Annotated in this window: 22 protein-coding genes; 10 read left to right on the top strand and 12 right to left on the bottom strand. The window is 63.6% G+C overall.

What is annotated here, in order from left to right; genetic code table 11:
• Nucleotides 1–176: 176 nt before the first annotated feature.
• From AC1Q61_RS12640 to AC1Q61_RS12630, 3 genes are read left to right on the top strand one after another with little or no spacing between them, the layout of a single operon-like run.
• Entirely contained in the window at nt 177–806 is a 630-nt protein-coding gene (locus tag AC1Q61_RS12640; RefSeq protein WP_042920591.1) for a M23 family metallopeptidase, read from the top strand.
• Between the two features lie 28 nt (nt 807–834).
• Complete coding sequence (locus tag AC1Q61_RS12635) at nt 835–1,194, top strand: BlaI/MecI/CopY family transcriptional regulator (RefSeq protein ID WP_030535838.1); 360 nt, start codon at nt 835–837, stop codon at nt 1,192–1,194.
• Nucleotides 1,191–2,138 carry a M56 family metallopeptidase gene (locus AC1Q61_RS12630; RefSeq protein ID WP_042920588.1) on the top strand — a complete coding sequence of 316 codons (948 nt, stop codon included), beginning with the start codon at nt 1,191–1,193 and terminating at the stop codon, nt 2,136–2,138. The genes AC1Q61_RS12635 and AC1Q61_RS12630 overlap by 4 nt, the downstream gene beginning before the upstream one ends.
• On the opposite strand, the gene AC1Q61_RS12625 is transcribed toward AC1Q61_RS12630, so the two are convergent.
• Nucleotides 2,139–2,783: a DsbA family protein gene (locus AC1Q61_RS12625; protein WP_042920587.1), complete on the bottom strand. Its 645-nt coding sequence runs from the start codon at nt 2,781–2,783 to the stop codon at nt 2,139–2,141.
• Nucleotides 2,784–2,909: 126 nt separating this feature from the next.
• Here AC1Q61_RS12625 and AC1Q61_RS12620 point away from each other — a divergent pair, with 126 nt between their 5' ends.
• Nucleotides 2,910–3,851, top strand: a complete 942-nt coding sequence (locus AC1Q61_RS12620) for a cytochrome c oxidase assembly protein (protein WP_042920585.1) — start codon at nt 2,910–2,912, stop codon at nt 3,849–3,851.
• An 11-nt stretch (nt 3,852–3,862) separates the two neighbouring features.
• Here the strand turns inward: AC1Q61_RS12620 and AC1Q61_RS12615 are convergent, their stop codons facing one another.
• The 5 genes from AC1Q61_RS12615 to AC1Q61_RS12595 form a co-directional block, all read right to left on the bottom strand.
• Nucleotides 3,863–4,408 carry a ferritin gene (locus tag AC1Q61_RS12615; protein WP_050657084.1) on the bottom strand — a complete coding sequence of 182 codons (546 nt, stop codon included), beginning with the start codon at nt 4,406–4,408 and terminating at the stop codon, nt 3,863–3,865.
• A gap of 37 nt (nt 4,409–4,445) precedes the next feature.
• Complete coding sequence (locus AC1Q61_RS12610; RefSeq protein WP_042920583.1) at nt 4,446–4,916, bottom strand: hypothetical protein; 471 nt, start codon at nt 4,914–4,916, stop codon at nt 4,446–4,448.
• Nucleotides 4,917–5,015: 99 nt separating this feature from the next.
• A complete protein-coding gene (locus tag AC1Q61_RS12605) occupies nt 5,016–6,251 on the bottom strand; it encodes an LCP family protein (RefSeq protein WP_007736010.1) in 1,236 nt (411 codons plus the stop codon).
• 160 nt (nt 6,252–6,411) lie between these two features.
• Nucleotides 6,412–7,233 carry a CPBP family intramembrane glutamic endopeptidase gene (locus AC1Q61_RS12600; RefSeq protein WP_003945405.1) on the bottom strand — a complete coding sequence of 274 codons (822 nt, stop codon included), beginning with the start codon at nt 7,231–7,233 and terminating at the stop codon, nt 6,412–6,414.
• A 10-nt stretch (nt 7,234–7,243) separates the two neighbouring features.
• Nucleotides 7,244–8,023 carry a DUF2470 domain-containing protein gene (locus AC1Q61_RS12595; RefSeq protein WP_003945406.1) on the bottom strand — a complete coding sequence of 260 codons (780 nt, stop codon included), beginning with the start codon at nt 8,021–8,023 and terminating at the stop codon, nt 7,244–7,246.
• A gap of 139 nt (nt 8,024–8,162) precedes the next feature.
• Here AC1Q61_RS12595 and AC1Q61_RS12590 point away from each other — a divergent pair, with 139 nt between their 5' ends.
• Genes AC1Q61_RS12590 through AC1Q61_RS12580 form a run of 3 tightly spaced genes read left to right on the top strand, consistent with a single transcriptional unit; the run spans nt 8,163 to nt 10,412 of the window.
• Complete coding sequence (locus tag AC1Q61_RS12590; protein ID WP_003945395.1) at nt 8,163–8,801, top strand: hypothetical protein; 639 nt, start codon at nt 8,163–8,165, stop codon at nt 8,799–8,801.
• A 31-nt stretch (nt 8,802–8,832) separates the two neighbouring features.
• The gene (gene pheA, locus AC1Q61_RS12585; protein ID WP_042920580.1) at nt 8,833–9,747 is read left to right on the top strand and encodes a prephenate dehydratase; all 915 of its coding nucleotides are present in this window, start codon (nt 8,833–8,835) and stop codon (nt 9,745–9,747) included.
• Complete coding sequence (locus AC1Q61_RS12580) at nt 9,744–10,412, top strand: histidine phosphatase family protein (protein WP_007736019.1); 669 nt, start codon at nt 9,744–9,746, stop codon at nt 10,410–10,412. The genes pheA and AC1Q61_RS12580 overlap by 4 nt, the downstream gene beginning before the upstream one ends.
• A gap of 9 nt (nt 10,413–10,421) precedes the next feature.
• Here AC1Q61_RS12580 and AC1Q61_RS12575 read toward each other — a convergent pair whose 3' ends face one another.
• The 6 genes from AC1Q61_RS12575 to AC1Q61_RS12550 form a co-directional block, all read right to left on the bottom strand.
• Nucleotides 10,422–12,524 (bottom strand): acyltransferase family protein, encoded by a 2,103-nt coding sequence (locus AC1Q61_RS12575; protein ID WP_042920577.1) that lies wholly within the window; start codon nt 12,522–12,524, stop codon nt 10,422–10,424.
• A 40-nt stretch (nt 12,525–12,564) separates the two neighbouring features.
• Nucleotides 12,565–13,383, bottom strand: coding sequence for an ESX secretion-associated protein EspG (locus AC1Q61_RS12570; protein WP_042920576.1), 819 nt, complete (start codon nt 13,381–13,383; stop codon nt 12,565–12,567).
• Nucleotides 13,383–14,636 (bottom strand): PPE domain-containing protein, encoded by a 1,254-nt coding sequence (locus tag AC1Q61_RS12565; protein ID WP_042920575.1) that lies wholly within the window; start codon nt 14,634–14,636, stop codon nt 13,383–13,385. The genes AC1Q61_RS12570 and AC1Q61_RS12565 overlap by 1 nt, the downstream gene beginning before the upstream one ends.
• A gap of 60 nt (nt 14,637–14,696) precedes the next feature.
• On the bottom strand, nt 14,697–14,996 hold the full coding sequence (locus AC1Q61_RS12560; RefSeq protein WP_042920574.1) for a PE family protein: 300 nt from the start codon (nt 14,994–14,996) through the stop codon (nt 14,697–14,699).
• A 134-nt stretch (nt 14,997–15,130) separates the two neighbouring features.
• On the bottom strand, nt 15,131–15,481 hold the full coding sequence (locus tag AC1Q61_RS12555; protein ID WP_007736028.1) for a metallopeptidase family protein: 351 nt from the start codon (nt 15,479–15,481) through the stop codon (nt 15,131–15,133).
• Nucleotides 15,482–15,484: 3 nt separating this feature from the next.
• Nucleotides 15,485–16,591 (bottom strand): septum formation family protein, encoded by a 1,107-nt coding sequence (locus AC1Q61_RS12550; RefSeq protein WP_003945397.1) that lies wholly within the window; start codon nt 16,589–16,591, stop codon nt 15,485–15,487.
• Between the two features lie 70 nt (nt 16,592–16,661).
• Between AC1Q61_RS12550 and AC1Q61_RS12545 the strand changes: the two genes are divergently transcribed.
• The 3 genes from AC1Q61_RS12545 to AC1Q61_RS12535 form a co-directional block, all read left to right on the top strand.
• Nucleotides 16,662–17,057, top strand: a complete 396-nt coding sequence (locus tag AC1Q61_RS12545) for an ankyrin repeat domain-containing protein (RefSeq protein WP_003945404.1) — start codon at nt 16,662–16,664, stop codon at nt 17,055–17,057.
• 65 nt (nt 17,058–17,122) lie between these two features.
• Nucleotides 17,123–18,376: a serine--tRNA ligase gene (gene serS / locus AC1Q61_RS12540; protein WP_007736032.1), complete on the top strand. Its 1,254-nt coding sequence runs from the start codon at nt 17,123–17,125 to the stop codon at nt 18,374–18,376.
• Between the two features lie 363 nt (nt 18,377–18,739).
• Nucleotides 18,740–20,847 (top strand): beta strand repeat-containing protein (locus tag AC1Q61_RS12535; protein WP_492654888.1); only part of this gene is annotated, 2,108 nt, incomplete at its 3' end.

Raw genomic sequence — 20,847 nt, 5'->3', positions numbered from 1 at the left:
AGGTCCTTTCGTCGACGCCAGCCTAGACACATATGCATATATGCGCAATAGTGCATGTCTTAAAAACTATGCAACATAGTTGTAAGGTGGCGGCGTAGACCTTCATTTGTCATCGACGCGAGGACCGAGAAGTGGGAAGACATCGAAAATCCGAGCCGATCAGACCCGGCGGGCGCATGGCCGCGGTTTCCGTGGCGACGGGTGCAATCCTCGCGTCCGGCACTTCCATCGGGCACGCGTCGCCGCCGTCGGTCGTAGTCGAGGATGTATCTGCGGTGTCGGCGCCGGAGATCCTCGACCTTGTCCGGTCGACGGATCTTGCCGGAATAGCCGAACAACTCGGCAAGACGCGACAACTCGAATCCGAGCGAGCGGCGCTGGCGTTCGAGGCCGAAAAGCCACAGGTGATGGCCCCCGTCAGCGGGACGATGACGTCCAACTTCGGTCCACGGTGGGGAACCACCCACTACGGTCTCGACATCGCGAACGCGATCGGAACGCCCATCGTGTCGGCGACCGACGGTGTTGTGCTCGAATCCGGTCCCGCCGCGGGATTCGGGCTCTGGGTCCGCATCCAGCAGGACGACGGGACCGTCGGCGTCTACGGACACATCAACGAGGCGCTCGTGGTTGCGGGTCAGAAGGTGCGGGCGGGTGAGCTGATCGCGACCGTGGGCAATCGTGGACAATCGACAGGACCACACCTGCACCACGAGGTGTGGCAACCTGACGGACAGAAGACCGATCCGCTCGCGTACCTGAATTCCCGGGGCGTGTCGTTCGGGGAGATGACCACGGGCGACTGAAGTTCTGTCACGACGCGATGGAGGAGCAATGCAGGGGCTTGGCGGACTCGAAGCCGAGGTCATGGATGTGCTCTGGCAGTCCGACGACGCGCTCTCGGTCAAGGATCTGGTCGAGACCCTGGGTGAGCGTCGACAACTTGCGTACACCACCATCCTGACCGTCGTGACGCATCTCTTCGACAAGGGCTGGGTGAGTCGTGAGAAGAAGAGTCGCGCCTACTTCTATCGGCCGAGTCGCAGCCGTGAAGAGGCCACATCCAGAGCACTGCGCGAATTGTTGGACAGCAGTTCCGATTCCGCTGCCGTGCTGTTGCACTTCGCCAAGACCATGACAGATGCCGAGAACGAGGCCCTGCGCCGGGGTCTTTCCGGGGAAGGTGTGCAATGACATTGGCGTTGCCGATGTTTCTCGGTGCGATGCTCGTGGGATTCCTGGTTCCGAGAGTGTTGCGAGCCGTTTCCTCGGCGTTGTCACCGGCGGTGCTGCTCGCGGCGTGGCTCGGCAGCATGGCGTCGGCGTTGTATCTCGCTCTCTCCGCGGTCTTGGTTCTGGTGTGGCCGAGCCACGCGCCGGTCGAGGGGCTGGTCGACGGTATCGCTCGGTGTTTCAGCGCCTTCGCGCACGGCACGAGTTCATGGGTGGGTGAACTGATCACCGGCACAGCCGTTGCTGTGGTGGGTGTGATCGCCGTTCGGATCGTGCTGGCCGGCCGCAAGCAGGCACGTGAGCACGCGAGGGTCCGAGATTTCCATCGTGATGTTCTCTCGATCGTCGCGCGCCGCGACAACTCGGAGTCCGACGTGTTGTGGTTGGATCATCCGCTGCCTATGGCGTACAGCGTCGCCGGAAAGCCTGGATTTGTTGTTGCGACGCAAGGCTTGTCATCCGCTCTCAGTGGAGGCGAGCGTGATGCTGTCCTCGCGCACGAGCGTGCACACCTGAGCGGCGGTCATCACCGAATTGTCGGTGCGTGCGAAGTCTTGGCCGCTGTTCTTCCGCGAGTGCCGTTGTTCGCGGCGGCACCCGCTGCCGTCGGCGCGATCGTCGAACTGTCGGCGGACAGACACGCCGCTCGCGTCACCAGCCCGGCTGCGGTGCGTTCCGCCCTTGCCGTGGTGTCGAAATCGCCGCTTCCTCAGCCGGACTGGAGCTTGAGCGATCGCGGCGGCGCGACCGCGGTGCGATTGAGTTCCCTGGTCGACGGCGACGTGGCGTCGCCTCGGCGACTGACCTGCGCGGTGGCGGCCTGTGCGCCGGCCGCTGTCACGACGGCCGTTGCCGCAGCCGTGACGGTGGCCGTCTCCGCGGGGATCTGCGCTGTTCTGACCTGATCATTCCCCCAAGGCCGAATCGATCTGGGCTTTCAACTCCTCGTAGCTCGGCATCTGGTTCAGCTTCACGTCGTTGAGGAACAGAGTCGGAGTACCTTGGACGCCGAGGCGTCGGCCTTCTTCGAAGTCGCGCTCGACCCGCTCGCGGACGCCGCGGCTGCCGAGGTCGGATTCGAATCGGGCCATGTCAAGTCCGAGATCTTGTGCATAGGAACGGAACAGCGCCTCCTGTGATTCGGCGGATTCACCCCATTGCGACTGCGTCTCGTACATTCGCTTGTACATCTCGACGAATTTGCCCTGGCGAGATGCGGATTCGACGACCTGTGCTGCGAGAGTGCTGTTGGTGTGACTCGGAATCGGAAAGTATCTGATGCCGAACGTGATTCGACCCTCGTACTCCGCTCTGATCCGCTCCATCGTCGGGTACAGCGCGAGGCAGGCTTCGCATTCGAAGTCGAGGAACTCGACCAGGTTCACCTTGCCGTCGGCGGCCGAGGTCAATCGGTACGCGTCGTCGGTGAGGACGGCGGTGGATTGTGCTGCCCGATCGGCGTTCTCGTTGTCTGCCCGAATCGGATCGACGGTGATGAACGTGATCAGTGCTACCGCGAACACCGCGATCAGGGCGGCGGATATCTTCATGCTTCTGGACACTGCTGTGCACCTGTACCTTCCGTCGAATTCCTAAATACTATCCAACATAGTAGTTAGGTGTAGAGTCGACGGTACCCGCACGGAGACGAAGGAGGACCCGCCGGTGAAGCGTTCGTGAATGACACGCCGCCGCCGTCGATCGGGCAGATGCTGGAGTGGGATACCTCATCCCTCCCGCTTCTTCCTGCCCTGGGAGTTGTTCTTGCACTCTGGTATTGGACTGGCGCTCAGCGAGTTCGCGCGAGTGGGCGACCGTGGCCGTGGCATCGGACAGCGTGTTTCCTCGGTGGGTGCCTGCTGCTGATCGCGGTGACCGGACTGAAGGTCGAGAGCTACGGCTACGAACTCTTCAGCGTCTGGATGTTCCAACACCTGACGCTCTCGATGGCGATCCCGCCGCTCTGGGTACTGGGCTCGCCGGGACTGCTGCTACTACGTTCGACGCCGCACCGAGGAATAGGAAAAGGCATTCTCGCGCTTGCCCTCTCGGCATTGCGCAGCCCGCCGGCGCGGTGGATGCTGCACCCCGGGTTCACGATCCCGGTATTTCTGTTCAGCTACTACGGGATCTACCTGTCGCCGATCTTCGACACCGTCTCGGCGTTACCGGCTGGACACGTCTTTCTCGAGATCTTCTTTCTCGCCAGCGGTCTGCTATTCATCATGCCGGTGCTCGCCACCGGCCCACTGCCGGTGCGACAGAGCTACCTCGGCCGGTGTTTCGACCTGTTCGTGGAGATGCCGCTGCACGTGTTCATCGGCGTCGTACTCATGATGGCGACAAAGCCGCTGCTGACCACGTTCGTGGATCCGCCTCCCGAGTGGGGCGTGGACGTGATGCAGGATCAGCAGCTGGCGGGCGCCCTCGCGTGGTCGTACGGAGAGCCCGTCGCGCTGGTGGTGGTCGTGATCTTCGCGATGCGCTGGAACCGCGACGACAAACGGATGAATGCCGACCTGGACCGCCGCGCCGAGATCGACGGCGACAGTGATCTTGAGGCGTACAACAATTTCCTCAGATCACTGAACGCCGCCGAGCGGCCTGAGACTCGGTAGGCCGGTGGCCCTCAGACGCCGCCGCCGGCGGGCGTCGGCGCCATTGCATCGGCAGCGGCCGGGGTGTTCATCTCGCGTGCGACAAACGTTTCGAGGTGGAACAGGTTGTCGCCGGCGCGGTCGACGATGGTGAGAAGTGTTGTCATGCTTGCCACTTCCTCGACCTGCTCCTTGAGGAACCACTGCATGAACTGCTCGCCCAGGTAGTCGCCGGTATCGCGCGCGGTGCGTGCCAGCTGCGTGATCTGCTCCGTGACCTTCTTCTCCTGCTCGAGTGCCAACTCGACCGGAGCCCGGACACTGTCGAACTTCGTCACGACGTCGTCGATGCCCGGAACGTCCACGTCGAGGTCGTTGTCGAGCAGGTACTGGATCATCATCATCGCGTGACCGCGTTCCTCGGTGGCCTGGCTGTAGAAGCGCGCGGCCATCTGCGGAAGATCGTGTGCATCGAAGTACACCGCTACCGCGATGTACTGCTGCGATGCAGTGAACTCGTTACGGATCTGCTGACGCAGCAGAGTGGTGAATTCGCTCGAGTTCTTCGCCTGTGTCATCCCAACAGGTTACTGGGTCGTCGCCGCTGAGAGGGAGCTACTTCTTGTCGAGCTGATCGATGACGAAGCCCACAGTTTCCGGTCGGTACCCGTAGACGAACGAGTCCTTTTCGCCGACGTACCAATCGCCGCACTGAAAAGAACTGCCCTTCTCGACCCCCGTCGGCCACCACTGTGCGGACAACGATGCGGGACGAGTTTCGACGGTGGGTCGTGCGATGCAGCTGTTGTGATCTATCTCCGCGATGTTCGCAGTCATTCGCAGGATGCGTTCGTTGCCGGTGGTGCGGATGACCTCGTCGATACCCGTCGCGCCGGCGGGAACCCAACTCGGCAGTGTGTCGATTCCGTTGGATGCTTTTGCAAAAGAGAAGGTTTCGGTTTTCTTGTACGCCTTGGAGTCGTCGAACTTCTCGAAGGTTCCGGAGCAGGACGTCACGAGTGCAGCAGCTCCGACGGCGGCGGCAACGACGGCGAGAGTGCGGAATCGGCGGTGTGTTGTGTTCATACCTTCACGGTATTTTTCGGCCGCCGATTCCGCGTCCTGCCGGAAAGCGATTTGTTCGCCGGGCTTGTCCTCCCGCGGTACTACCGGAACTCAGGGCGATTACCCCGTCGTGATCAGATCCTGTGGAATCTGCTGATCGTTGGCCAGGGCGTCGAAGAACTGCGAAGCGCGCGCCTTGTCCCACAACAACACGTTGCCCGACCCGTCCACGTCCTCGAAACCGGCGACCGGAACCGTCGTGGTGGTCATCCCGCCGCGAAGCGCCCAGGCGAGTGAGGCCAGATTCCAGATGTGATCGCCTTCGTCGACCTGTAGAGATTTGGCGGTATCGGAGACGAGTGGCCACAACCGGAACGGATTGAGGAACGTGGTCGGACTCGTCGCCTTCGACAGCAACGCCGACATGAACTGGCGCTGGTTGTTCATGCGGTCGAGGTCGGCGAGCGCCGTCGCGCGAGTTCGCACGAACCCGAGTGCGTCCGAACCCTTCAAGTCCTGGCATCCGGCGGGGAGGTTGATCCCGGCCAGCGGATCGTCGATCGGCTGTGCCAGGCACACGTTGACGCCACCGACGGCGTCGACGATGCCGGCGAACCCGCTGAATCCGATCTCGGCGTAGTGGTCGATGCGAAGCCCCGTTGCCTCTTCGACGGTCTGCACGAGCAATGGAGCGCCACCGAAGGCGAAGGCGGCGTTGATCTTGTCGGAGCCGTAGCCGGGGATGGGAACGTACGAATCGCGGGGGATGCTGACCATCGTCGTCTTCCCACTTTTGGGGACGTGGACCAAGATGACCGTGTCAGTGCGCTTGGGGCCGGTGTCACCGCCCGTCGCAAGGGCTTGCTCCTGCTCGGGGGTGAGCCCCTCACGACTGTCGGAGCCGACGATCAGCCAGTTCGTGCCCGGAGTATCGGCGACGCGTCCCGCGTAGTCGGGCAGCGCGTCGATTCGATTGAGCGAACTGTCGACGTAGTAGATCGCGCCGGCCAGCGCGAGCAGCAAGACCAACAACGTGATGCCGATACGTTTACCCCAGCTACGACGCTTGCGGGGGCGTCGCTGCTTCGGAGGTTCTGGAGGGCGCGGCGGGGCGTTCGGCGGGGTACGGCGCGGCGGTGCGGGCGCGTACTTCGCCTGGCGCTGCGGATCCTGACGCGGCGGCCCCTGCCTGCGCGGGTCGTCCTGAAACGGTTGCGGGCGCTGGGTCGGCGCCCAGTCCTCACGCCTGGGCTGCTGCGGCGCTTGTGGTGGGACCTGTGACCAGGCCTGATTGGCCGGATTCTGCTGCTGCGGGCGTCCGTCGCGGCGAATGACCGTCGGCCCTTCCGGCGGCATCGGTGGACGCCGCTGCGGGGGTGGGCCCTGACGGGGTGGATTCTGGCGTGGAGGGTTCTGCCTCGGAGGCATCGGTCCACGCGGAGGTGGCCCTGGCGGCTGGCGCCGCGGAGGGCGCTGAGGATATTCGGAGTCGCCGGTCACCAGTTCACGGTACCGGTCACGGCAGCCAGGAGACGTGATCGCGCAGGAGGGCGTAACCGATGAACGCCACCATGTCGATGAGAGCGTGGGCGATGACCAGCGGCCAGAGTTTCCCGGTGCGCTGCCAGTACCGGCCGAACACGAGCCCCATGATCACGTTTCCGACGCCGCCACCGAACCCCTGATAGAGGTGGTAACTGCCGCGCAGGAGTGACGACGCGAGCAGTGACTTGTTCTCGCTCCAACCCAGCGTTCGGAGGCGAGTGATCAGGTAGGCGACGACCAGCACCTCTTCGGCACCGGAGTTCGCGATCGCGGACAGTACGAGGATCGGCACCCGCCACCAGTGATCGTCGAGCGCACTGGCCTGGACGGTGAGGTTGATGCTCAGTGCCTGAGCCACGAGATAGAACAGCAGACCGGGGAGACCGATCACAGCGGCGAGGCCGAATCCCGGTGCTATGTCGCGCCCGAATCGAGGCTTGGGGGTCAGTCCCGCAGCACGTGGACCGATCCCCGAACGCCACAGTAGATAGAGTCCCAGCGCTGCCCACGCGAGAAGCTTTGCGACGCCCAGCAATTGGCGCGCCAGGTCGATCCAGTCGATGGCGGCCCGCGACGGGTTGAGTGCAACCGTCTGATCCGAGAGCGCAACCGGCGTCGCCAAGGATTCGGCGAGCGAGAGGATCCCGGACAATCCGCTGAGTCCGAAGGTGACCAGCAGGACGATCGTGATCTCGATCCAGACTCCGCGTCTGGCGGCCGGATCGAGGGCCGGGCCGGCCGGGACGGGAGTCGGCGGCCGTAACCAGGTGCGGACGGTTTCGCGGGCATTCACCCGCGCAACGCTAGCCGTTTGATGCGCCGCCCGATCGGAGGCCGTTGAGGAAAGGGCACCCGACCAGCATGCGGATGGCGCGGCTCAGCGCGGGAGCGTCGTCGACGGGGTTGGCGAACGGCATCCACACGTCGCGGTCACCGGTGTGATCCTCGACCCGCAGGCGAAGTCCGTAGCGGTCGATGCCGAGTGGGCGAACGCGTCCGGTGCGCATGTACGGGGGAAGCTTGCGCACGAGCAGGTCCACGAGGTCGCGGTGGTCTTCGTCGAGATGCTGCAGCCATGCGGTCTCCATTTCCCAGAAGGGATCGGGGCTGGCGTTCAGCAGTTCGTCCACGGCGACGGGTTCTGCCCCCGTTGAATCAGCGACTACAGCCGAGGCCAGGCTCAAGCGAAGGAGGACCGAGGTGTGGCCGATGTCGAGGAGCCCCGGGTGTGGATGTTCGGATGCGACGTCGTCGGCGAGAACGCGTGCCTCGTAGTCGGGCACGGCGTGCAACGAGCCGCGAAGCCACACGAGGGAGCGCACGGGCTCACGCAGCCGCAGTGGTGCGTGATCGGTGATCTCGAGGACGGCAGGCAGGCCGCCGCCGCCGGAGTTCCAGGCCAGAGCCGCAGCAGCGGAGGCATGTGGGACTGCAACGACGACGTCACCGTTCGAACGCAGGTGATGCACCGACGTGACGGTGGGATCGCTGCCTTCGATGGCGAGAACTGCGTCTTGTGCGCGCACACAGGCGCTGCGGACGCGTTCGGCGGTGGACGGGCCGGTGCTGGTCTTCGTTGCCATGCTGCCCCCTTGGCGGGTGTTCTCTCGAACTCCATCGGATGATGAGGTAACCCTAACCTAAGGCGCTTCGGTGTGAATCGCAAGACTTTTGCGCAACTCGCGTGGAATCCGCCGCCTGCGCCGGGGTTACGGTTTGTCTGTGGCCATTCCTCTCTCACTCGGGCTGCCCGCCCCGAGAAACTCGCGCGGACTCCTCGAAGCACTCTTTCTCCCGGTTGTTCCGGCGTCGGCTCTGATCGGCGGCGAAGCAGCAGGCCGGGTTGTCGTCCGCCTCGATATCGATCCGGAAGAACTGCGTGCGGACACGGAAGCGTCGTACGAGGCCGTCCGTTTCGACGTCGACGTCACCACCGACCAGATCGACGACGCGATCGCGCTGCGCCTGCCCGCTCCACTCGCTGTGTATGTCGACGGCGGCGAAGAGGATCTGACACCCGCCGAAGCGGCGCTGCGTCTGTGCGAAGGTGGCCGGATCCCCGGACTCGCCGCCGGTCTTACGCCCACCGAAGTGGCTGATTTCCTGGCGGTACTCGCGCACGAGTCCGTCGGTTTCGTAGCCCGCGCGGCCGACGGCGACGAGGTGATCGCCCTGCTGTGTGGCACCGTCGCTGCACTGCGCGGCGACGACGTGCGCGCCGCGATGGTCGATCCGAAGCCGGAAAAACTTGCCGCGCTGATCCCCGAAGCCGCGTCGGCCATGCGTGAGGTGCTGCTCACGATCGAGGTCGCGGATCTGCCTGCAGTGGAAACGGCTTTGCGTGCCGCGGGTTTGCAGTGACCGGCGTGGGTCGGTGCGTAATCTTTTAGGCGTGCCAAGAATCGCGTATTTCGGTCCGTCGGGAACCTTCACGGAGATAGCTCTCGCCCAGTTGGAGGCTGAGGGCGCGTTCGGCGAAACCGTCGAGCGAGTACCGGCCGGCAGTCCGCCGGCGACTCTCGACATGGTTCGCGACGGTTCCGTGGACGGAGCCGTGGTTCCCTTCGAGAACTCGGTGGAAGGCGGCGTAGCTCCGACGCTCGATTCACTCGCTCTCGGTTCGCCGCTGCAGATCGTCGCCGAAACCGATCTGGACGTGAGTTTCTCCATCCTGGTTCGGGCCGGGACCACCGCCGATCAGGTCCGAACGATCGGCGCGTACCCGCATGCGGGCGCGCAGGTCCGCGGATGGATCGCCGAGAACCTGCCCCAGGCCGAGGTGGTGTTGGCGTCGTCCAACGCCGGTGCGGCCCTGGATGTGCAGGCCGGAACCGTCGACGCCGGTGTGTCCACGGCTTTGGCGGGTCAGATGCTCGGACTCGACAGCCTGGCGGACAACGTCGCCGATGTAGGCGGCGCCCGCACACGTTTCGTGTTGGTCACCAAGCCGGCCCCGGTTCCGGCGCGGACCGGTGCCGATCGCACCGCGCTGGTGCTTCACCTCGACAACGCTCCCGGCTCCCTGGTGCGTGCACTCTCCGAATTCGCCGCTCGCGGTATCGACCTGACTCGGATCGAATCACGGCCGATGCGAACGGAATTGGGCACGTACCGGTTCTTCGTGGACTGCGTCGGACACGTCGAGGACTCGCTGGTGGCCGAGGCGATGCGTGCCCTGCATCGTAAATCCGGAGTCCGCTTCCTGGGGTCGTGGGCGACAGCGAATTCGACCGGGCCACAACCTCCTTCGGACGAAGAAGCGATTCGGTGGATCGACGAACTCAAGCGTGGAGGGGGAGAACGATGACCGGAAGGCTCATCCTCGTTCGGCACGGTCAGACGGAGGCGAATGTCGCCAAACGTCTCGACACCGCACTACCCGGAGCAAAGCTCACGCCGGAAGGATTGGCGCAGGCCGAGACTTTGGGCATCGGTCTGGCTTCGGCGCCGCCGCTGGCACTCGTATCGTCGTTGGCTTTGCGTGCCCGGCAGACAGCAGGTTTCGTGGAGCAGGCCGCCGGTGTCTCTCTGGACGTGCGGGACGGATTGCACGAGGTGCAGGCCGGTGACCTCGAAGATCGTACCGACGAGGCCGCGCACCGACTGTTCATGGAGACGTTCCATCACTGGCACACCGGCAACCTCGGCGCTCGCATCCCCGGTGGTGAAACGGGATACGACGTCCTGGAGCGATACGTCCCCGTCGTCAATTCGTTGCGCGAAGAATTTCTCGAAGGCTCACGAGACGGCGGCGACATCGTCGTGGTCAGTCATGGTGCAGCGATCCGTCTTGTCGCAGCCCAGCTTGCCGGTGTCCCCGGTCTGTTCGCAGCCAACAACCACTTGGCCAACACCGAGACCGTCGAACTGTTGCCTTCGGTCGACGGCGGTTGGGAGTGCCTGCGCTGGGGAACCGTCAACCCGCCGTTCGAGCATCGACTCATCCCCGGTGCCGACGACGTGATGGGCTGACGGCCGGCTTCACCACCAACCGGTCTGGACGCTCAGTTGGCGCCCGAGTTCAGCGGACAGAGTGCTCACGTAGCTGGCTGTCAGGTGGTGGGAATCGTGATACACCAATACATTTCCCTCCACGACGCGGCACAACTGCGGTCCGCAGACGCCGTCGCTGAGGTCGAGTAGACGGACGTTGGTCAGATCGCCGATCGCCGACGGCGCCGGATTGACGTCGCTGAGCATTTCGGACCGTGGCATCGCGCAGTGATCGGGTGACGTGGTTGTCGCCAGACAGTCGATCGCGCGGTAGGCGACGCCGTCGTGGTGCAACCACGGGGTATCGCGGATGGCGAGCACGTCGATACCGTCGCGCCCCAGTTCCTCCCACACGTGTACGTAAGACTCGGGCGTCACGTCGCCAGGGCCGTCGGAACTCGGCCTGGTTGCCGTCGTGAACACGAAATCGGGTGAGGCGTCGGCCAACTCGGTCAGCACTCCACGCGACCAGTCGACGCAATCCGGATAGTCGTTGTCCGACAACGTCTGCATGGAGTCGATGGTGAGCGGGCAGCCCATCTTCAGATACGTGTCGACGCGGAACCCGTGACTCTTGCCGAGTTCGTCGAGTGCAGTGAGCCAGTGCTCGGAGTGCGAACCACCTGCGAGGGCGATGGTTCTGTCGGCGTCGGCGTCGCCGTAGGTGCAGTGGACGACGTCCCGCTCGAGAAAATCGGCGATACAGCCGTCGAGCGTACTGGCCGGAAGGTCCAGTGGCGCATCGAAGATCGAGGGAACCATCGACGCCTTGGGTACTTCGGCACCGTCGGTGAGCGCGAGTGCGCCGGGATGGGTCAAGAGGTCGAGGGTGTCGACTGCCCGCTGGCCCGTCGTCTGGCTGCTCGCGTACGACTGCCAGGCGACCGAAGCGGCGAGGACCACGGCAGCGGTGACGACGCAAGCCAGGACGGTGTACCGGCGCGAGCGGCCTCCACGTTCCACCGGAACCTCGATCAGGCGCCGGAGTGCAAGCGCCCCCGCGACGGAGAGGGCGATGATCAGTGCCCCGCCGAGCAGGCCGGCTTCGGGGCGTCCGGTGATGACGAGTGCAAACACCAGAATCGGCCAGTGAATCAGGTACAGCGCGAATGCGAACGAGCCGAGCCACGTCAGTGCCGGATGGGCAAGAGTCTTCGACGTCCAAGGCGTGTCGTCGCCGACTCCGGACAGGATCAGCGCAAGAGTGGCCAGCACCGGCACCAGCGCCCACGGGCCGGGGAACTGCTGGGCGCCGTCGAGCACTATGCCGCACAACAGGATCGACGAAAGCCCCGCCCAGCCGATCGTTGCTCTGACCGAGAACGGCAGGGATGCGATCTGCCGACTGCGTGTGCTGGTCATCAGAACGGCCAGCAGACCACCGAGGGCCAATTCCCACAACCTGGCGCCGGAGTCGTAGTACGCCCAGGCTTGGTGACGCGAAGATTTGGCGAGTGCGTAGAGAAAAGATCCTGCGGTCAGAACCAGAAGGGTGACCGCGAGTGACGGGCGGAAATAGTTGGGATTCACGCGTGAAGCGACATAAGCGATCACGGAGACCAGTGCGATGGCCAGGAGATAGAACTGACCTTGTACGGCCATCGACCACAGGTGCTGCAGGGGAGTGACCGAGCCGTCGGCGGCCAGGTAGTCGCTTGCGGTGCTGGCGAGCTGCCAGTTCTGGAAGAACCCGAGCACCGCGATCAGTTGATCGCCCAGATCGGCCCAGCGTGTGCGTGGCAGCAGCAACGCGGTCCCCAGTGAGGTCAAAATGCTGACCACCGCGATCAGGGGGAACAGCCGCAGAAACACCCGCCGCAGTGCCGGGACCGGGTTGAGTGAACCCCCGGCTTCGGCGCGTCGAACCAGTGAGCCGACGAAGAAGTATCCGGACAGAACCAGGAAGACGTCCACCCCGCCCGATACCCGTCCGAACCACACGTGGAACACGACCACCAAACCGATGGCGAGGCCGCGCAGTCCGTTCAGGTCTTGTCGGTGCGGTGTTGTTGCCCGTTCTTCGTTCGGCCGGTCGATCGTGGCGACCGAGCCTTGTTCGCCCGGTGACGACGGTTGACGCGAGAACTGCATGCTGAAGTAAGGCTCCGGGCGTTGAAGGGACGCCCCGAGGTTACCCGGAAGTCTCCGGCGCCGATTCCTCGAGTTCCGTTAAAAGAGCGTTCACGGCTTGTCGGAGGCGATGGGATGTTCCGGAACTGATGGACGTCCATTCGGTGCCGTCGGCGGCCCGAGTGGTCGAACCGACCAGCCGACCCGACAAGGTGTCGTACACAGTCACTGCGCCGGTCATGAGCGTCGTCGCTCCCAAACTGTGTGGTATTCCGACCAATTCGGCGAAGGCGGTGCATGTGACGATTGCGCTACCCAGTTGGCGCGCGTCGTCTTCGGGTATCCCGGCGTTGATCAAGGCCGAGGTTACGCTGCCTGCATCCGGGCCGGCGCCGAATGCCAGGCTGAGCATCTCGGTCGGTGCGTTGATCACGGCAATCGGCATTGCTTCGGCGCTGCCGAGCGCGGTGACAACGGGTGCAGTCGGTTCGGCGGTGACGCTGCGCAATGCGAACGAAGAATCAGTTGAAGTCGCTTCGACACAAAGGAATTCGCCCTGCGCGACGCAGAGGCGTGAAATGCTTCCGCCGACATGCCGACGCAGCGCCAACTCCCACTTGGGGTGGGTCAGGACGCGCAGGCGGGCACTGAGTTCGTGATGGATCTCCCCGCCGGGGAGGAGATCGCGCTCGGAGAGTGAATCTGCCGCGGACTGCATCGCCGTACGGTGAGCGCTCGCACTGCCGTGAACCGTCGCGCCACCGAGAACCACGGGAAGCGCATCGAGTCCGAGTCGCTCACGTACATAGTCGATTTCGTCCTGTGACAGGGCGACGACAGGTAAATTCCACCCCTCAGGTGAGGTGCCGAGGTCCACCATCAATGCTCTGCAGTTTCGAGTGCGCCACCGATCACGGACGGGATGACTGTTCGGCCGTCGGCGAAGTGCTCGAAGTGCTTCAGGTAATCGGGTGTGTCGTGCTCGGTCTCGTCTTCAGATTGGGCCGCATGACGGCCGCCGGCGATCGGCGCAGATCCGCCTGCGGTTCGGGCCGGATCCACCTTGACGGTATCCGCGGTGCCCTGAACCGGCGAGGTCACGGGGTTCTGGCGTGTGGCGCTCTGGCCGGTGGAGGGATCAGGAAGAGCGTGCCGGCCGGTGCTGCTGCTCGACGACGAGCCCGCGATTGCTCCGGCTCCTGTAGTCGCGGATGCTGCGCTGACCTGTGCCGGTGCCCGGCTTGCCGACGGGGTGCCGAACAGTGATGGTGTGGAAGCGCCGAGTCTTGCGCCGCCGAGTCCCGCGCCGCCCAGTCCGGTGAGTCCTGCTCCTGCCGTCGCGAGAGCTGATGCGGCAGTGGTGGCGCCTGTGACTGCGGTGGTGGTGGCGCTGGCTGCGGTGGCAACTCCACCGGAGATGGCACCGGCCTGTGAGGCAGCGGCGGCAAATACCGGGTTGGAAACTACGGATGCGACAGCAGCGGTGGCGGCGCGCACGGGATCCGCGATTGCGTCAGCGAGCGTGGATGCCGCTTGCACGACGGACTGTCGTGCGGCGCTGCCTGGGCTTTCGGCCGAAGCGGATGCCCCAGCTGTGGGTTCCGCGATGGACGGTGGTGAGTCGAAGTTCTGCTGCACGGCCAGATGGGCCGTTGCGGCGTCGTACGTTTCCATTGTCACCGCCGCTCGAATTTTGAGAGCTTCTTCGGCAGCCTCGGCGGCGGCGGCACCGCCGACCAGGGCACCGCCGATGGAGTACGCGGCGACCTTTGCCGCTTGAACTGCCGCGATCGCCGCCAGCGACGGCATGGCCAGGGTGGCGAAGGTGTAGGAACCGGACTGTACTTGGGCTTTACCTGCGGTTTCTCCCGCGAGCAACGCGGCAGCAGCAGCCCATTCCTGGAACGGTGCGAATTTGCTCAATGCGGCATCCGCTGCTTCTCCGGACCACCCGGTGCGAAGGTCCGCCATCACGCGAGAGATTGATGCAGCGGTGTCGGTCAGTCCGGACGACACGGTGGACCAGGCCCCGGCCGCCACGCCGAGAGGGACCGGCCCGGCTCCGGCGACCAGTGCTGCGGAGTTGGGTGCTGCGCCCCGTGGATACCAGATGACGCCGGTGATGCCGACCATTGTTCTTCCCCCCAGGAAGTGTGACTGTGTTGCCGAGTTACCGAGCTCGATTTCTGTCGATCAGATCGGTGCGGCTGCCAGGCTGGACTTGGTGAGCTGGTCTTCGAGCTCGTAGGCAGCTGCATTCTTGCGCAGAGCTGCCGCAGCCGCGATGAGCTCCTCGATTGCCCGATCGGTGGACGAGGCAAGGCTGCCCGAGATGGTGTTGAAGTAATTTGCCGCGCTACCGGACACTTCTTCGGATCCCGCTGGGAGAACGCGTAGCGTCGGCTGCGCAGTAGAGACGATTCCGCGCAATCGCGTCGCCGCAGACTCGAGTTCCATTGCGGCGGCAACTAGGGCTTGAGGGTCGACGTGCATAGTGCCGAACTCCTTCCTGACCAGGGCGGATAAGTGGTCGGGAGGCCGTGCGCACAGCCGTCGATATCCCCCCGCACATACTTTGATGCCTACCGCCCGCTTTTGGTTCCCCCCGAAATCGGACGACTTTGCCCTCAGCCCCAGCCGAGTTCGTGCAATCTGTCTTCTTCGATGCCGAAGTAGTGCGCGATCTCGTGGATGACGGTCACGGCAACCTCGTGAACAACCTCGTCCTCGGATGCGCAGATGTCGAGTATCGAATCGCGGAAAATAGTGACCGTGTCCGGCAGGTACCCACCGTAATGAGAATCCCGCTCGGTCAGAGCGACGCCCTGATACAAACCGAGCAGCCCCGGTTCTTCTTCGTCACGTGCTTCGACAAGCACCACGACATTGTCGATTGCCTTGGCAAGTTCGGGCGGAATCAGATCGAGCGCCTCGCCGACCAGTTCCTCGAACCGGTCGGGCGTCATAGTTACCGTCATGGCTTACGACGGCGGAGCTGCGCCGGGCAACGGCGTCGGCAACGACCGACCTTCCGGTGCAGCGGGTGGCGGGACCGGAGCGGCGCCGTTGATCAGGATGTCGCCCTTGGCGCTTCCGGTGATCGCGGCAAACCCGCCGGTTTCGACCTCTTTGCCGATCGAACAATTGACTCGGCGGCTGCCGGCCAACCAGCTTTCCAGTGAAATGTTGTCCCAGAACAGTGTCAGCGTCTTGTCGCGAAGCGCGTCTGCGGAACCAAGGTACTCGTTGGACGCCTGAGTGCAGACGCCCTCGAGATAGCGGTCCTGATCTTCGACCGACGGCATTGCGCCCGGGAATTGAGTGCCGAGGTCTATCACCGAAATAACCTCGTATGCATGCGGTTTCGCGCAATCGACCGGATCGGTGGGGAGGTTCTGGTTGATGCCGATGCACGTGCCGACGTCCCACACGTTCGACTGGTCCTGGTCCGCCACGCGGCCAACGAACGGTTGTAGCTCGCCGGTCGTGGTCGAGAACTGCAACCCGCAACGCAGTGCGCGCTCGCCCGAAGCCCAACCCGATTCACTCGGGAACATCAAGCCGACGCTGAACTTGCCCTTGGGATCGAATTTCGAATCGAGGTAGGACATGACGATGGGTGTGCAGTGCTCGTCGCGTAGTTCGGCGAATCGAAGGGCGCCCGGGTACCGGGAACCGGGGCCGAACTCGGCACCCGGGAACACCGAGAGGTCGAGTGGTCCGGCTACCTCGAAGCGGTGTTCAGTTCCGCACTGAACCTTCGACATGTCCGTGCGGTCTCCGCCCGACTCGGTCGCAGGCGTCCAGTTGAGACAGTCGCCGGCCGCAGCCGCGGTGAAGGCGTCGTCGCGAGTCGATCCCGTCGCTGCGGGACCACCGCCACTGACACTGACCGAGGACGAGTCGTCCTTGTTCAATCCACCGGAAATCGCGATCGTTGCGATCGCGGCGACCACCGCACCTACCGCCACAGCAGCCAGGACCCGACGGGTGCGACTCGCGGAGACAGTTTTCTTCGCCGGCGTCCCCTGGGGATCTGCCGGATCTGGCGACTTCTCGATCTTGTCTTCGGACATCGATTCCATCATGCCTGTTGCCGTGGCGATATCGAACTTTCACTACAAAACTCACAATCGCGTCTGTGAGTATTTTGTAGTCATGAGCGAAAACACCCCACTCGATCCCGAGGCTGTCGAGCTGGCGGGCCGGCTCTTCGACATGGCACGAACCGGTGATGCAGCCGGGCTGGCGTCGTACGTCGATGCCGGAGTTCCCGTCAATCTGACCAACGAGAGTGGCGACACGCTCGTCATGTTGGCGGCGTACCACGGTCACGCTGACGCCGTCGTTGCCCTGATCGAGCGCGGCGCCGACGTCAACCGGCCCAACGACAAGAACCAGACGCCCCTTGCCGGAGCGGTCTTCAAGGGTGAGGATGCGGTGGTGAAAGCGCTGGTGAGCGGGGGAGCCGACCCGAAAGGTGGACACCCGACTGCCGTCGACGCGGCTCGGATGTTCGGACGCGAGGACTACCTGAGTCTGCTCGAATCGTGATCTCTCCCTCTCCGACGTGGACGTGACCGTCGGAGAGCTGCAGTGAGTGGGTAAAGTTCGAAGTCGTGATTGACCTCAAGTTTCTCCGTGAGAACCCCGAAATCGTCCGCGAGTCGCAGCGCACCCGTGGAGAAGATCCAGGACTGGTCGACGCTCTGCTCGAAGCCGACGCGTCCCGACGCGCTGCCGTTCTGACCGGAGACAACCTCCGTGCAGAGCAGAAGGCCTTCGGCAAGAAGGTCGGACAGGCATCTCCGGAGGAGCGTCCCGCACTGCTCGAAGGTTCCAAGGAACTGGCGGCAAAGGTCAAGGAAGCCGAGGCCGCGCAGCACGAGGCGCAGGCCGCGCTCGACGCCGCACACCGCGCGATTTCCAACGTCGTACAAGAAGGTGCGCCGGCCGGCGGCGAGGACGATTACATCGTTCTCGAACACGTCGGTGAGATTCCGAAGTTCGACTTCGAGCCGAAGGATCACCTCGAGCTGGGCGAGTCGCTCGGCCTGATCGACATGGAACGCGGCGCCAAGGTTTCGGGTTCGCGCTTCTACTTCATGACCGGCTACGGGGCCATGCTCCAGCTCGGACTGCTGCAGTTGGCTGCGCAGAAGGCGATCGCCAACGGATTCACGATGATGATTCCGCCGGTGCTCGTACGCCCGGAAATCATGGCCGGTACCGGCTTCCTCGGTGCTCACTCGGACGAGATCTACCACTTGCAGGATGACGACCTGTACCTCGTCGGAACTTCCGAGGTACCCATGGCCGGCTACCACTCGGGCGAGATCCTCGAACTGAACGAAGGCCCTAAGCGCTACGCCGGTTGGTCGTCGTGCTTCCGCCGCGAGGCCGGAAGCTACGGCAAGGACACCCGCGGCATCATCCGTGTTCATCAGTTCGACAAGGTCGAGATGTTCACGTACTGCCGTCCCGAGGACGCCGACGCCGAACACCAGCGTCTCCTAGGATGGGAGCGAGACATGTTGGCGGCCATCGACGTTCCGTACCGCGTGATCGACGTCGCCGGCGGAGACCTCGGTTCTTCGGCTGCGCGTAAGTTCGACTGCGAGGCATGGGTCCCGACGCAGGGCACCTACCGCGAGCTGACATCGACGTCCAACTGCACGACGTTCCAGGCCCGCCGCCTCGGAGTTCGGTACCGCGACGAGAACGGCAAGCCGCAGACGGCCGCCACTCTCAACGGCACCTTGGCTACGACGCGCTGGATCGTGTCGATTCTCGAGAACCATCAGCAGGCCGACGGCTCGGTGCGAGTGCCCGAGGCATTGGTGCCGTTTGTCGGCACGGATGTGCTTCGCTGACACGCTGAACCAACACAATCAGGGCCGCGACGGACTCCGTCGCGGCCCTTTTCGTACTTTCGTACTGGTAGGTTTGGAACTTTTTCTGAACTGACGAAATATCAACTTTTTCCCGCCGATTGGCGCGGTGACCACCAAAAGCGTTGTCGATGGGCCGCTTTGGCGATAGTTTTGCGTTCAATCGAGTTTCCATACCCTGCTTTTCCATCCCGCGTCTGGTGATACGAGGGTGAGTCCGGGGTGAATTGGACAAGTGTCTTGCCAAAAGTAGTACACGTACTAGTTTTTTCGTTATGTTGTGACGGCGCGCACACGTTTTGTCCGAATCCACTGCTCATGTTTGCCCTTCCGAAGGAAGTGCCCATGCCCCAAATCTCTCAGTTGCGGCGATTCGCCGTGCCCATAACCGGAACCGCCATGGTCGCCGGAATGCTGCTGGTCGGCACGCCCGCGTCAGCTGCTATCTCGACCACCGGTTTCAAAACAGCGTGCGTTGCCGGATCGATTATCGGAGACGTCCACAAGGTCACTGACAACCTCATCACGGTCGACGCCCCGGCTTCTGTCCAGCCCGGCGAGACTTTCACCTACCGAATTCAGCCGAGCGGAACGTCATATCCGGACAAGGACTCCGGAGCGACTACTACGAACTTGTCACGTCTGAAAATCGACTATGCCATCCCGAGCAATGCGACGTACGTTTCCGCTACCGTCGTCGCAGGTACCTCCATCGGACTCGACAATGTCGCACCGAATGTTCTCAGAGTCAACGATTCTGGCAATGTCGACGGCAGCGGCGGGATCCTGCGGTTGTCAGGAAACAACCAGGTGATCGGCAACAGTCCGACGACGAGCACGAACTCGGAGGGTGGAATTCGAGTACCGAAGTCCAAGAAGAACCTCGATGGCTCGACAAACGGCAACGGAGACACGTGGTTCCGACTTCCCGCAGTCGACGTAACAATGGTCGCTGGTGCGACGGGAGTGATCCAGCCGAAGGTGAGGACCGCGGGTGCGGCCGGCAACCTCGGTGCCAGCGAAAACTTCAGCACTCAGCTCGCAAAGGCGAGTTTCTTTGGTACACAGTGGGCTCCGACCCGGTGCTCGCCTCGCGAGAACAAGGACACCACGCCTCTCAACGCTGGTGCAGGTCCACTCGCGACGATCAGCATTGCTTCGGCTCCGGTGGATGTCGAGACCACGACGTCGTTGTCGGTTCCGGCGACGGCGGTTACGGGTGCGGCGGTTGATCTGACCGCGACGGTGGCTCCGAACAACGCTGTCGGCACGGTGCAGTTCAAGTCGAACGGCACGGCAATCGGCTCCCCGGTCACGGTGACTGGTGGTGTTGCGACATTGAGCCATGCGTTCGATGCTGCTGGCGCTCAGAGTGTTACGGCCGACTTCACCGCCGGTGCAGGGTTCGTGAGTTCTTCGGCGTCTGCTCAGACGGTGACCGTTTCTGATCCGGCTCCGGTGGATGTGGAGACGACGACGTCGTTGTCGGTTCCGGCGACGGCGATCACGGGTACGGCGGTTGATCTGAGCGCGACGGTTGCTCCGAACAATGCTGTCGGCACGGTGCAGTTCAAGTCGAACGGCACGGCGATCGGTTCCCCGGTCACGGTGACTGGTGGTGTTGCGACATTGAGCCATGCGTTCGATGCTGCTGGCGCTCAAAGCGTTACGGCCGACTTCACCGCTGGTGCAGGGTTTGTCAGTTCGTCGGCGTCGGCTCAGACGGTGACCGTTTCTGATCCGGCTCCGGTGGATGTCGAGACCACGACGTCACTCTCGGTTCCGGCGACTGCGATCACGGGTACGGTGGTTGATCTGACCGCTACCGTGGCTCCGAACAACGCTGTCGGTACGGTGCAGTTCAAGTCGAACGGTGCGGCGATCGGCACTCCGGTCACGGTGAGTGGTGGTGTTGCGACATTGAGTCATGCGTTCGATGCTGCTGGTGCGCAGAGTGTTACCGCTGACTTCACCGCTGGTGCTGGCTTTGTCAGCTCGTCGGCGTCGGCTCAGACGGTGACGGTCTCTGATCCGGCTCCGGTGGATGTCCAGACCACGACCTCACTCTCGGTTCCGGCGACTGCCGTCACGGGTACTGCGGTTGATCTGAGCGCGACGGTTGCTCCGAACAATGCTGTCGGTACGGTGCAGTTCAAGTCGAACGGTGCGGCGATCGGCACTCCGGTGACGGTGGCTGGCGGTGTTGCGACATTGAGTCATGCGTTCGATGCTGCTGGTGCGCAGAGTGTTACCGCTGACTTCACTGCCGGTGCAGGGTTTGTGAGTTCCTCGGCGTCGGCTCAGACGGTGACCGTTTCGGATCCGGCTCCGGTGGATGTCGAGACGACGACGTCACTCTCGGTTCCAGCTACGGCGGTCACGGGTACTGCGGTTGATCTGAGCGCGACGGTTGCTCCGAACAATGCTGTCGGTACGGTGCAGTTCAAGTCGAA

Source organism: Rhodococcus sp. MPR-R1B (genome assembly GCF_058793255.1).
The sequence above is the reverse complement of the archived record's forward strand: the minus strand, read 5'-3'. Positions and strand labels throughout refer to the sequence as shown.